General features: G+C 73.0%; 10 protein-coding genes. 2 read left to right on the plus strand and 8 right to left on the minus strand.

Features of this window, described 5'->3' with window-relative positions; translation table 11 throughout:
- Nucleotides 1-144 precede the first annotated feature (144 nt).
- Nucleotides 145-1278: a glycerophosphodiester phosphodiesterase gene (locus JQN83_RS17955; protein ID WP_208568275.1), complete on the minus strand. Its 1134-nt coding sequence runs from the start codon at nucleotides 1276-1278 to the stop codon at nucleotides 145-147.
- Nucleotides 1279-1494: 216 nt separating this feature from the next.
- Between JQN83_RS17955 and JQN83_RS17960 the strand changes: the two genes are divergently transcribed.
- Both JQN83_RS17960 and JQN83_RS17965 read left to right on the plus strand, forming a co-directional pair.
- Nucleotides 1495-2829, plus strand: coding sequence for a TrkH family potassium uptake protein (locus JQN83_RS17960; protein ID WP_208568276.1), 1335 nt, complete (start codon nucleotides 1495-1497; stop codon nucleotides 2827-2829).
- Entirely contained in the window at nucleotides 2819-3487 is a 669-nt protein-coding gene (locus JQN83_RS17965) for a potassium channel family protein (protein ID WP_244252651.1), read from the plus strand. The genes JQN83_RS17960 and JQN83_RS17965 overlap by 11 nt, the downstream gene beginning before the upstream one ends.
- A gap of 122 nt (nucleotides 3488-3609) precedes the next feature.
- Here JQN83_RS17965 and JQN83_RS17970 read toward each other — a convergent pair whose 3' ends face one another.
- From JQN83_RS17970 to JQN83_RS18000, 7 genes are all read right to left on the minus strand, one after another.
- Entirely contained in the window at nucleotides 3610-5256 is a 1647-nt protein-coding gene (locus JQN83_RS17970; RefSeq protein WP_208568277.1) for a serine/threonine-protein kinase, read from the minus strand.
- 71 nt (nucleotides 5257-5327) lie between these two features.
- A complete protein-coding gene (locus JQN83_RS17975; protein ID WP_208568278.1) occupies nucleotides 5328-6881 on the minus strand; it encodes a fused MFS/spermidine synthase in 1554 nt (517 codons plus the stop codon).
- A 36-nt stretch (nucleotides 6882-6917) separates the two neighbouring features.
- Nucleotides 6918-7931: a coiled-coil domain-containing protein gene (locus JQN83_RS17980; protein WP_208568279.1), complete on the minus strand. Its 1014-nt coding sequence runs from the start codon at nucleotides 7929-7931 to the stop codon at nucleotides 6918-6920.
- A gap of 353 nt (nucleotides 7932-8284) precedes the next feature.
- Entirely contained in the window at nucleotides 8285-9091 is an 807-nt protein-coding gene (locus tag JQN83_RS17985; RefSeq protein ID WP_208568280.1) for an inositol monophosphatase family protein, read from the minus strand.
- Nucleotides 9084-9536, minus strand: a complete 453-nt coding sequence (locus JQN83_RS17990; protein ID WP_067310481.1) for a response regulator — start codon at nucleotides 9534-9536, stop codon at nucleotides 9084-9086. The genes JQN83_RS17985 and JQN83_RS17990 overlap by 8 nt, the downstream gene beginning before the upstream one ends.
- A complete protein-coding gene (locus JQN83_RS17995; protein ID WP_208568281.1) occupies nucleotides 9533-11407 on the minus strand; it encodes a sensor histidine kinase in 1875 nt (624 codons plus the stop codon). Before JQN83_RS17995 ends, JQN83_RS17990 begins: the two co-directional genes overlap by 4 nt.
- Complete coding sequence (locus tag JQN83_RS18000) at nucleotides 11404-12648, minus strand: PP2C family protein-serine/threonine phosphatase (RefSeq protein WP_208568282.1); 1245 nt, start codon at nucleotides 12646-12648, stop codon at nucleotides 11404-11406. Before JQN83_RS18000 ends, JQN83_RS17995 begins: the two co-directional genes overlap by 4 nt.
- Nucleotides 12649-12853 lie beyond the last annotated feature (205 nt).

Below are 12853 nucleotides of genomic sequence, written 5' to 3' on the forward strand. Positions count from 1 at the left end.
CGGGATCGCGCCTGGCCGGTTGATCTACTTCCGGGGGCCGAGGTAGCGGTGTCCCGGGCGACGGGACACCGCTACCTGGACGACATTGAGTCGATCAAGCGCCCGACCAGGCCAGGCCAGGCCAGAACAGGCCAGGGCGCAGGGTCAGCGGGTGGACAGGCCGGCGCGGGCGGCGACGGCGGTGTCCGGCTGGTCGGCGAAGACGCCGTCCAGGCCGAGACCGAGGAAGAGTTCGTACTCGGCGGTGATGTCGCCCCGGGCGTTCGGGTCGGTGCCGATCCGGAAGTCGACCGGGAGGAACTGGTTCTCGGCGCGGAACGTCCAGGCGTGCACCACCAGCTGGTGCCGGTGCGCGTCGCGGATCACCGTGGTCGGGGCGAGGAGCTTCCCGGTGGCATCCCGGGGGACGATCAGGTTCTTGTTGAGGCCGACCCCGTCGGCGTACCGGGCGATCCCGCGCAGGCCGGCGGCGGTCGCCAGGTCCTGGTAGGTGCGCGGGTCACCGGCGGCGGCGAGGTCGTACGGCTGGCCGGTGGCGTCGAGGAGCTGCACCAGCGGCACGTCGATCATCCGGTCGAGCTTGCGCAGGTTGCCGGTCTCGAAGGACTGGATGAAGACCGGGTCGTTGCGGTGGGTCAGCTTGTTGCGGCGCAGCACCGCTACCAGCGGCTCCTCCAGGGGCAGCCCGATCGAGGCGAAGTAGCTGGGGTGCTTGGTCTCCGGGTAGACGCCGATGGTGCGGCCCCGCGCCTTGGACTCGGCGCGGGCCAGGTCCAGCACCTCCTGGAAGGTGGGCACCTCGAACCGGCCGTCGAAGGCGGTGTTCGCCACCCGCACCTGGGGCAGCCGCTCCTTGGCCCGCAGCGTCTTCAGCTCGGCCAGGGTGAAGTCCTCGGTGAACCAGCCGGTGACCGGTACCCCGTCGATGGTCTTGGTGGCCTTGCGGCCGGCGAACTCGGGGCGGGTCGCCACGTCGGTCGTACCGGAGATCTCGTTCTCGTGCCGGGCGACCAGCACCCGGTCCCGGGTGGAGACCAGGTCCGGCTCGATGTAGTCGGCGCCCATCCGGATCGCCAGCCGGTACGCCTCCAGGGTGTGCTCCGGGCGGTAGCCGCTGGCTCCCCGGTGGCCGATCACCAGGGGCCGGCGGGTGGCCCGGTCCGCACGGTCGGCGTCGTCCTCGCGGGCCGAGGCCGCGCCGGGCACGGCCACCGGGACGGCGACGGCCACGGCGAGCAGCGCGCCGGCCACACCGAGGGCGGAAAGGGTACGTCGCAACGCGGTCTCCTTCGTCGGGGGGCACCCCGGTCGAAGCCCGGGACGCCCCGGCAGGTGCCGATGGGGCGATGCCAGCAGACCGGGCGCGGCTGACCGCCAGTTGGTCGTCGACTGGCCGCCAGGTGAACCCTGCGGGGAGACGAGCGCGGAAGCCGGCACCGGCCCGGGATACGCGATTCACCGGCCCGGTCGCGCCGTAGTCGACAGGATTGTGTGGTGCGCCGGTTCCTTCGTCACCCCGTCCGGCTGGTGCCGTTCGGTTTCCTGGTGACGATCGCGATCGGCACCGGCCTGCTGATGCTGCCCTGGGCCACCAGCGAGCACCGCTACACCCCGCTGGTGACCGCGCTTTTCACCGCCACCTCGGCGGTCTCGGTCACCGGCATGGCCGTCACCGACACCCCGAACTACTGGAACGGGTTCGGGCTGGTGATGATCACCGTGCTCACCCAGGTCGGCGGGCTGGGCATCCTCACCGGTGCGGCCCTGGTCAGCCTGGCGGTCACCCGGCAGCTCGGGCTGCGCAACCGGCTGCTGGTGCAGGCCGAGACGGCCGAGTACGGCTCCGCCGACCTGCGTCGCCTGCTGATGCGCATCGCCGGCACGGTGCTCGGCTGCGAGCTGGTGATGACCGCGGTGGTGACCGCCCGGCTCCGGCTCGCCTACGACTACCCGCCGGGCCGGGCGCTGTGGTCGGGGACGTTCCACTCGATCCAGGCGTTCAACAACGGCGGTTTCACCCTCTACACCGACGGACTGGTCGGTTTCGCCCGTGATCCGTGGGTGGCGCTGCCGCTGGCGTTCGGCGGGATCGTCGGCGGGCTGGGCTTCCCCGCGCTGTTCGAGGCGTTCCGCCGACGCCGCAGGCCGGCCCGTTGGGCGGTGGCCACCAAGCTGACCATCTGGGGCAGTGTGGTGCTGGTGGCCGTGGGGTTCGTCGGGCTGCTCGCCGCCGAGTGGGACAACCCGTTCACCATCGGCACCTACGACACCCCGGGCAAGCTGCTCGCCACGTTCACCCAGGTCGCGCTCAGCCGTACCGGCGGATTCGACGTGATCGGCGTGGCCGCGTTACGCGAGGAGAGTTACCCGCTGCTCGTCGCCCTGATGTTCATCGGCGGTGGCAGCGCCAGCACCGCCGGTGGGATCAAGGTCTCCACGTTCTTCCTGCTCGGCTTCGTCATCTGGGCGGAGTTGCGCGGCGAGCCGGACGTCACCGTGGGCCGCCGCCGGATCGCGGTGGCCAGCCAACGCCAGGCGCTGACGGTGGCGCTGCTCAGCGTCGCACTGGTGACCGTCGGCACGCTCGGCCTGACGGTGCTCACCACCGACGTCCGGGCCAACGAGACGCTGTTCGAGGTGACCTCGGCGTTCAGCACCGCCGGCCTCACCGTCGGGCTCACCCAGCACCTGCCCGCGTCGGGGCAACTGGTGCTGACCGTGCTGATGTACATCGGGCGGATCGGCCCCCTCACCCTCGGCTCGGCGATCGCGTTGAACACCCGGCACCGGCTGTACCGCTACCCGAAGGAGCAACCCGTTGTCGGCTAGGGGTGAGGGCGACGGCGACATCGCCGTGATCGGGCTGGGCCGGTTCGGCTGCCACCTGGCCGGGGCGTTGACCCGGCTCGGCCACCAGGTGCTCGCCGTGGACCGCGACCCCGACCGGGTGCAACGCTGGTCGGCGTCGCTGGACCGGGTGGTGCAGGCCGACGCCACCGAGGAGCAGGCGCTGCGGCAGCTCGGCGTCGGCGAGTTCTCCCGGGTGGTGGTCGCCATCGGCGCCTCGGTGGAGGCCAGCGTGCTCACCGTGCTGGCGCTGACCGAGGTGGGCGTACCGCAGGTGTGGGCGCGGGCCACCTCCCGCAAGCACGCGAAGATCCTGGCTTCGGTCGGCGCCCACCACGTGGTCTTCCCCGAGGCGGAGACGGGGGAACGGGTGGCCCACCTGATCGTCAGCCGGATGCTCGACTTCATGGAGTTCGGCGACGACTTCGCCATCGCCAAGGTGCCGGTCCCCCCGCCGCTGGTCGGTCACCGGCTGCGGGACCTGGCGGTGCAGGAACGCTACGGGGTGATGGTGGTCGGCGCGAAACCGGCCGGGGAACGCTTCCGGTACGCCGACCCGGACACGGTGCTCGGGCCGGGCAGCATCCTCGTCGTGGAGGGCGGGATCGCCCAGGTGCAGCGGTTCGCGGCCCTACGCTGACCGCACCGTCCGCCCGCCGCGACCAGGTCGCAGCCCTCGGCCTCAGCCCCGGGGCCCCGTGCCGGGACCGCCACCCGGGCCCCCGAAGGGGCCGCCACCTGCGCCCTTGCCTCCCTTCCCCGTCACCTTCCCGCTTTTCCCTTGGTCGCACCCGCCCCCTTGCCCGCCGCCGGGCCGGGCCCCTTGGCGGGCTTCTCGGACTTCGGCTTGGGCTTCGCCGGGCCGGCCGCGCCGGACCCGCCCTTGCCGGACGTCTTCGCCGGTTTCTTCGCCGGTGGCTTCTTCACCGTCGGCGGCTTCACCACGGGCGCGCTGCCGGCCACCCCGGATACCCGCACCCCGCAGCTCGAATCGCCGACGGCGAACTCCAACGGCAACGGGTTGCCGCCGGTGTACCGGCCGGTCAGGGCGAGCTTCTCCGACCCGCCCGGGGCCAGCGCGGCACGGCCGGCCGCCGCGGTGACCCGGACCAGACGCCCCTCCTGGCGCACCTGGGGGGTGGGCCCGGTGACGACCTGCTGGCCGGGGAAGGCGAAACTCACCGTCCAGTCCCGCAGTTCCCGGGGACCGGTGTTGGTCAGCGTGAGCTGGGCGGCGAAGTCCTTGCCGGAGTCGCTGCGCAGCGCGTACTCGACCTCGCAGGGGATGGTGTCGGGCAACCCCATCCGGGCCTCGGTGGGCGGTTCGACACCGCCGCTGGCCGGGCTGCGCGAGGTCACCCCCCAGATCGCCGCGGTGACGGCGACGAGGCTCGCGGCGGCCACCCCGGCCTCGATCCGGCGGCGGCGGGTGGCGGCTCGGCGGCTCCGGGTCCGACCCGAGAAGGGCAACGCGTCGGTGTCGGCCGACCAGGGCAGGATCGTGGTGCCGGCGTTGGCGAGCAACGCCGGGTCGAGCCGCCCGGGGGCCGGGGACACCGGCACGGCCGCGACCATCCCGGCCGCCGAGGCGAGGGTACGCGCCACCTCCGAGGTCGCCGGCCGGTCCTCCGGGCGTTTGGCCAGGCAGCGGCCGACCAGCTCGACCACCTCGTCGGGGAGCCCGCGTACCGGGGGCATCGGCTCCGGGTCGTGGTACATGTGCGCCCGCAGCATCTGCGTGGTGGTGCTGGCCTGCCAGGGCAGCCTTCCGGTGAGCATCCGGTAGAGCAGCAGCCCGACGGCGTACACGTCGGTGGCCGGGGAGACCTGGCCGTTGTCGAGGCGCTCCGGGGCGAGGTAGGCGGGGGTGCCGAGCAGGGTGCCGTCCGGCCCTTTCTCGCTCTCCCCGACCAGCGCCGAGATGCCGAAGTCGACCACCTTCACCCCGGTCGCGGTCAACATGACGTTGCCGGGGGTTACGTCCCGGTGCACCACCCCCCGGGCGTGCGCGGTGGCCAGTGCCGAGGTCACCTCGGCCCCGATGGTCACCGCCTCCCGCCAGGGCAGCTGCCCGTCGCGGCCGAGCCGCGCGGTGAGCGGACCGCCGTCCACCAGCTCCATCACCACGTACGGCACGGTCAGCCCGACCTGCTCGGACTCGCCGTAGTCGTACACGTTGGTGATGTTGGGGTGGCAGAGCCGCGCGGCGGCCTGCGCCTCGATCCTGATCCGGTGCCGGAAGGCCCGGTCGGTGGCCAGCCGGGAGGCGAGCACCTTCACCGCGACCTGCCGGCCCAGCACCTGGTCGTAGCCGCGCCACACCACGGACATGCCGCCCGCGCCGAGCTGCTCGATCAGCCGGTACCGCTCACCGAGGAGCTGGGCTGCGTTCCGGACTCCTGCACCCATGGTCGACCGAGTTGCCCGGGACGGCCCGACCTACACCTCGATGGTCGTAATCGGTCAGGAAAGTCACCCGATCAGGCGGTCGCGAGCAGTTGGTCCACCGGGGCGTAGTCGTCGGTCAACACCAGTGCCCCGTCGACGAACCGGGTCACCTCGCTGCCGGCGACCATGTCGGGGATCTTCGCCACGGTGCCCAGCCGGGTCCGCAGCGCGTCCAGCGGCAGCGGCGCGTCCGAGGCGACGATGAGGAAGTTGCTGCCCTGCCGCCCGGCGATCGCCTCGGGCGGCGCGACCAACGCCACATGCTCGAACTCGGCGGCCACCGTGGCCAGCTCCGAGCGGATGAACCGACCCGGCGGGTAGTCGATGACGTTCTGCACGTAGATCCCGCCGGGGCGCAGCACCCGGTCGACCTCCGCCGCCATCTCCCGGGTGGCCAGGTGCCACGGCACCACCAGGTGCCCGAAGGCGTCCCCGACGACCAGGTCCCGGCTGTCCGCCGGCTCCCCGGCGACCAGCATCCGGGCGTCGCCCACCTCCGCCCGCAGCCCCGGCCCGGTGCGGACGCCCAGCTCGCGCCGGTCCAGCTCGACCAGTTCGCCGTCGATCTCGAAGACCACGTTGTCGGTGCCCGGCCGGGTCGCGCTCAGGTAGCGGGGCATGGTGAACCCGCCCCCGCCCAGGTGCAGCGCGTCCAGCCGCTGCCCCTTCGGGGCGGCCACGTCGGCGACCGCGCCGATCCACTGGGTGTACTCGTACTCCAGGTGGGTCGGGTCGTCCAGGTCGACGTACGAGTGCTGGGCCGAGTTGAGATAGAGGGTGCGCCCACCGTCGCGGGCCGGATCACGCTCCACCCGGGCGCAGTGGTACGCGGTCTCCACGTCGCACGGGTTCGGCGCGACCGCGCTCAGCCCCGCCGCGACCAACCCGAGCACCGCCAGGGTGGCCTTCAGCCGGGCCGGACCGGGTAGCCCCGCCGCCTCCTGCCGGCGCAGGTAGACCCCGAGCGTCAGCCCGACCACCCCGAGCGCCGCCGCCAGCCCGATCAGGATGACGGTGCTGGGCAGCGCCGCCACCAGCACGAACCCGGTGACCAGGGTGGCGGTGATGCCGCCGAGGGTGCCGATGCCGGACAGCCGCCCGACGACCTGCCCGGTGCGCCGCAGGTCGGCCAGTTGCAGCTTCACCACCAGCGGGGTGACCGCCGACAGCAGCGCCGCCGGCACGAACACGGCCAACGCGGTGAGCAGCAGGATGCCGCTGACCGCACCGCCGCGCAGCAGTTCACCGGCGTACCGGACCACCGGCAGGGTGACGGCGGCGGCGATGCCGGCCAGGATCAGCGCCGGGGCGAGCAGCCCGCGCGGGTCCCGCCGGTCGGCCAGCCAACCACCAGTCCACGCCCCGTACGCGATGGCGGCCAACGCGATGCCGATCACCGAGCTGGTCACCTGGAGGGTCACCCCGACGTACGGGCCGACGAGGCGCAACGAGACCGTCTCCAACACCAGCACCGCGCCACTTGCGAAGAAGACCAGGAACGCGGCGAGCCCGTTGGGCAGGGCGCGGGAGGGAACCGGCGCGGGAGGCGTCGGAGCGGTCACGACGTCGGACGATGAGCTGCTCACCGTCGCGATGCTACGTCCCGTTCCTGGGCCCCACGGTCAGTACATCGAAAGATGAACATGGTTTGTGTGGTCGGCGGCCGGGCTGCCCGACCCGCTGTACGCCCGCCAACCCGTGTTCGGCATCCAGATCTGCCGGTACCAGATCACGTAGAGCACGCCGAGCCGGTTGGCGTTGTTCTTGAAGTAGTTGGCCAGGCTGTCGCCGTACGCCTTGTCCCCGCCGGTGGCCGTCTCGTCCTTGAAGCCACTGGTGGCGGCCGAGAAGTCGCAGGCCCGACCCTTCGGGTGCTCGCCGCCCCCGCCGCTGCGGTGGCAGGACACGAACCGCTTGTAGCCGGCGGCCTTGGCCTGCTGCATGGCGTGCAGGGTGCGCGGGGTGATGCAGCCGGACGTGGTCGGGTCGTTCACCGAACACGACTCGCCCGGCCACGACCCGTCGGAGTTGCGCGGGGCCGGCGCGGCCGAACTCGACCCGCCGCTGAAGCCGGCGCTGCTGCCCGAGCTGACGGTGGCCAGGGCGCGCTCGGCGTCCCGCTTCTTCTTCGCCAGCGTGGCGAGCTGCTTCTGCTGCTCGCGGACCTCGGCGTTGATGGCGAGGGTGGCCTCGGCGGCGGTCTGCCGCGCCTCGGCGAGGGCACGGAGCTGCTTGCCGTCCCGCTGGGCCATCATGTCCAGGTCGGCGGCGCGCTTGAGGAACGCCTCCGGGTTTGCCGTGTTGAGCAGCATCGACGTCGGCGTCAACCGGCCCACCCGGTAGGACTGCGCGGCCACCTCGCCCACCTGGACGGTCAGCTCACCCAACCGGCCCTCGACCACCTTCAACTCGGCGGCCAGCGCGGTCTGCCGCCGCTTGGAGCTGTCCAGCTTGGCCTTGGCCTCGATGTGCCCCTTCGCCGCCGCCGTCAGCGCATCCTTGAGCTGCTTGGTGCCACCCTCACCGGGCTCCGCCGAGGCGGGCACCGCGCCGACACCGAGCAGCAGCGCCAGCGCGGCGAGCAGCACGGTCAACGGCCGACGCACGCGTGGCCGGGTCAGGCTGGTCCTGGGCACGGAGGTTGTCCTTCCCTCTGCCGCCGACGCCCGCCACAGGGCCGGTACGGCGGCGGTCCCGCCGGCCCCGGTTGGCGGCCTGGGGGCGGAGACCGCCGGTCACACTACCGCAATCACGCCCGGTGACCAGGCCCGTGACGACACCGGACAGCAACGCTCGACACGGCGTGTCGAGCCGGTCGCCGAGAGTCCATCTCATCGATCCCTCAGCCACCCCCGGGGCGGCCCACCGCCCGGCTCGACCGACCCCGCCACCCGGGCCGGGCGGCCCGTCCGTCCCACGCCCGGCGACCCGCCACACCGGCCGGGCGGCCCCACCGCCCGGCACCCACGAACGTGCAGGCGGTGGGCGGTCAGTCGCCGAGCAGGGCGGCGCGGACCTCGTGCCAGGTCTGCTCGTCGGAGGCGACCAGCAGCCCATGCCCGTCGTCGGCCGGGTGGTAGTCGGTGCCGTCGAAGCGGCGGGCCACCCCACCCGCCTCGCGCACCAGCAGCGCACCGGGGAGATGGTCCCAAGGCAGGGTCCGCCAGAACAGGACGAACTGCTGGTCACCGGTGAGCAGGTCGAGGTACTCCCGGCCGGCGCAGTGCTGACCGGGCAGCAGCTCCCCGATCCGGCCCTCGCCCGCCGCCACCCGGTCCCGGGTGGCCCGGGGCAGGTACTGGACCATCGCGGTGCCCCGCAGCCGCTCCGGCGGCACGACCGGGGTCTTGCGTACCGGCCGGCCGTCCAACCGGGTCCCGGCCCCGGCCCGGGCCACGGCCATCGTCTCCGCCAGCGGGTCGAACACCCACGAGGCGACCGGCTCACCGTCGGTGAGCAGGGCCACCATCAGCGCGAACGGTCGGCGGCCGGCGGCGAAGTTGCCCGTACCGTCGACCGGGTCGACCACCCACACGTCGCCGCCGCCGCGCAGGTGCCGCAGCAACGACCCGTCCGCGGCCACCGCCTCCTCGCCGACGACCAGCGACCCCGGCAGCAGCCGGCGCAACTCCGCCGAGATCCGCTCCTCGGCCCGCTGGTCGGCGACGGTGACCAGGTCACCCGGTGCCTTCTCGATGACGTCGGCGTCGTCCAGCTTGCGGAACAGCGGCAACACCACGTCCGCCGCGGTCTCCCGCAGCAGCGTGCCGACGTCGGCGAGCAGTTGGTCAGCCACGAGGCGGCAGCTTCACCACGCTGACGAAGAACTCGTCGATCTGACGGACCACCGAGATGAAACGCTCGAAGTCCACCGGCTTGGTCACGTAGGCGTTGGCGTGCAACTGGTAGCTGCGCAGGATGTCCTCGTCGGCCTGGGAGGTGGTGAGCACCACCACCGGGATGCGGCGCAGTTGCTCGTCGTTCTTGATCTCCTCCAGCACCTCCCGGCCGTCGCGGCGCGGCAGGTTCAGGTCGAGCAGGATCAGGTCCGGGGTCACCGCGTCCGCGTACCGGCCCTCGCGCCGCAGGTAGGCCAGCGCCTCGGCGCCGTCGGAGACGACGGTCAGCCGGTTGCGGAGCTTGTGCTCCTCGAATGCCTCCTGGGTCATCAGCACGTCACCCGGATCGTCCTCGACCAGCAGGACCTCGATCGGGCTCTTGCCGTCCGCCGGCGCGGTCATCCCACCCCCTCCTTCGTACCACCCGTGGTGCCGTGCCCCGGCGGCCCGCCGGGTGGGTCCTCGTCCTGCGTGCCGCCCGACTGTCGGCCGACCGGGATCGGCCGGTCCGCCGGCCCGGTGTCCCCGGCCGGGCGGGACGCGGCGTCGTCGTCGGACGTCGTCGCCGTGCCGTCCCCGTCGGGCGCTGCCGGGGCGTCCCCGTCGGAGCCTGCCGGGGCGTCTCCCTCGGGCGTCACCGTGGCGTCCCCGTCGGGCCCTGCCGGGGCGTCCGCACCGGTTGCCGCCGCCGGGCCCGCCTCGGCGGCGGCCTTCGCCGCCTCGACGTCCTCCGGCCGGGCCGGGAGGGTGAACCGGATCGCGGTCCCCTCGGCCCGGTCGGTGTCCACCCAGACCCGACCGCCGTGATATTCGACGATCTTCTTGACGATGGCCAGGCCGATGCCGGTGCCCGGGTAGGCGTCCTTGGCGTGCAGCCGCTGGAAGATCACGAAAATCTTGTCGGCGAACTCGGGCTCGATGCCGATGCCGTTGTCCTCGCAGGTGATCTCCCACTCGGCGTCGACCAACCGGGCCGAGACCCGCACCTTCGGCGTGACGTCCGGGCGGCGGAACTTCACCGAGTTGCTGACCAGGTTGACCAGCAGGTTGGTGAGCAGCGGCTCCTCGCCCCGGATCACCGGCAGCTCGCCCCAGGTCAGCTCGGCGTCGGCGTACTGCCTGCCCGGCTCGGTCTGGCTGGCCACGTCGCCCATCACCCGGTTGAGGTCGACGTCGACGAAACCGGTGGTGAGCCGGCCGATCCGGGAGAACGCCAACAGGTCGTTGATCAGACGCTGCATCCGCTGCGCGCCGTCGACGGCGAACGCGATGTACTGGTCGGCCCGCTCGTCGAGCTGACCGGCGTACCGTCGCTGGAGCAGCTGGCAGAAGCTGGCCACCTTGCGCAACGGCTCCTGCAGGTCGTGCGAGGCGACGTAGGCGAACTGCTCCAGGTCACGGTTGGAGCGGGTCAGCTCCTCGGCCTGCTTCTGCAACTGGCTGTTGACCCACTCGATGTTCTCCCGGGCGGCCCGCACCTCCGCCAGGTCCTTCGCGATCTTCTGCCGCATCACGTCCACGTCGTCGGCGAGCCGACGGAACTCCGGCGGCCCCGTCCCGGCGATGTGGTGCTGGTAGTCACCGGCGGCGACCTCCCGCACCTGCTGGGCCAGGCCGGTCAGCGGCCGGATCACCATCCGCTCCAGGGAGAGCAGCATCAGGGTGCCGGCGAGCACCACCACCACCGCCGCGACGATCAGCAGCATCACCAGCATGTTGCCGGTCCGCTCGATGTCCCGGGCGCCCTTCTCCCGCTCGGCCAGGATCGCCGCCTGGAGGTCACCCACCGACGCCCGGATCTGGTCGAACTCCTGCCGGGCCTGGGCGGTGATCAACGCCTGGCCGGCGGCCGTGCCGCTGCTCCCGGTGGTCGCGATCACCGGCTCGGCCACCGTCCGCCGCCAGTCCGCCGCCTGCTGCTGCGCGGTGCGCAGCGCACCGGCGACCGCCGGATAGTCACGGCTCAGGTCGGCGATCGTGGCGGCCACGTCGCGCTCCTGCCGCACCCCCTGCTCGTACGGGGCCAGGTCGGCACGGTTGCCGCTGACCGCGTACCCCCGGATGCCGGTCTCCTGGTCGAGCAGCGCGTTGAGCATCTCCTGCCCCTGCACCCGCAGCGGGCCGGTGCGGGTGAGCAGCGCGTCGGTGTAGGCGCGGTTCTTCGCCGCCACCACCGCCTCGGCCACGGCCAACCCGACCAGCAGCACGCCGACCACGGCCAGCAACGCCAGCACCCGACGACGCAGGGTCCACCCCCGGCGGTACGTGTTCACCGGCCACCGCCCCGGCTGACCAGCAGCATGGCGACGTCGTCGGCGAGCGGCCCCCCGTTGATCTGCTCGGCCCGACCGACCAGCCAGGCGGGCAGCTCGGACAGCGGCACGGCGTGGTTGGCGCGCTCCTGGAGCAGGCCGGTCAGCCCGTCGACGTCCAACCGGTCGTCGCCGTCACCCACCCGCCCCTCGATGAGGCCGTCGGTGTACATCAGCAGGGACCAGTCATCGGTGTCGAACTCCAGGTCGAACGCGACGGGACGGCGGGGTCGTACGCCGAGCAGCAGGCCCCCACGGGCCGGGACGGGCGCGACCTTGCCGCCGGACAGCAGCAGTGGCGGCGGGTGACCGGCCAGCCGGACGGTGGCCCGGTTGGCGGCCAGGTCGAGCCGGACGGTGGCGACGGTGGCGAAGATCTCCTGGAGCCGGCGCTCGCTCATCAGCACCTGTTCCAGGGCGGGCAGCACCTCGTCGTCGGGCACCCGGGCCAGGATCAACGCCCGCCAGGCGACCCGCAGCTCGACGCCGAGCGCGGCCTCGTCCACCCCGTGCCCGCAGACGTCGCCGACGATCAGGTCGACCCGGTCCGGCTGGGTCTGCACCACGTCGAAGAAGTCCCCGCCGATCAGCGCCGCGTGCCGGCCCGGCCGGTAGAAGGTGTGCACCGCCACCTCGTCGGTGGTCATCAGCGGCTGGGGCAGCAGGCCCCGTTCCAGGCGGGCCGACTCGGCCTGGCGCAGCTCGACCTCGCGCAGCCGGCGGGCGTTCTCGTCGGCCCGTTTGCGTTCCACCGCGTAGCGCAGGGCGCGGGTCAGTAGCACCCCGTCGACCTGCCCCTTGACCAGGTAGTCCTGGGCGCCCTCGGCGACCGCGACGATGCCGAGGTGCTCGTCGGAGCGGCCGGTCAGCACGCAGACCGCCGCGCCGCTGGACATCTCCAGCACCCGGCGCAGCCCGTCGAGGCCCTGCGCGTCGGGCAGCCCGAGGTCGAGCAGCACGCAGTCGACGCCGGCGATGCGCCGCCGGGCCTCGCTGAGGCTGGTGGCGACCAGCAGGTCGATCATCGAGTTGGTCTCGGCGAGCAGCTCGCCGACCAGGAAGGCGTCGCCCTCGTCGTCCTCGACCAGCAGCACCCGCAGCCGTTCACCCGGCGGCAGGTTGGGGTGCGGCCCCAGCCCGCCGTGCGGGTACGGCGCGACGGAGGGCCCGGCCGAGCCAGGCCCCCGGTGCGACCGGGTCACCGCCGCGAGACGCGGGAGTTCGCTGGTGATGTCGGGCTCCTTCCGAGTGCCCTGCTGATCCTGTATTAGACAACGGTCGCACACAACACGGTCCGCCCGGTCCGGGCGTTCCCGGGCAAGGCCGTCACCAGGTGAGCGTCCGGGCAGCGGCCAGCGTCACGGTTCGGTTCCGGTACGCCCCGGCTGCGCCCCGGCGGGGGCAGGA

Source organism: Micromonospora antibiotica (genome assembly GCF_017599305.1).
Taxonomy (GTDB): domain Bacteria; phylum Actinomycetota; class Actinomycetes; order Mycobacteriales; family Micromonosporaceae; genus Micromonospora; species Micromonospora antibiotica.

What these genes read in the sequence shown, in the direction of transcription:
- JQN83_RS17990 (WP_067310481.1), bottom strand. Translation starts at nt 9,536, where the DNA reads ATGACCGCGCCGGCGGACGGCAAGAGCCCGATCGAGGTCCTGCTGGTC.
- JQN83_RS17970 (WP_208568277.1), bottom strand. Translation starts at nt 5,256, where the DNA reads ATGGGTGCAGGAGTCCGGAACGCAGCCCAGCTCCTCGGTGAGCGGTAC.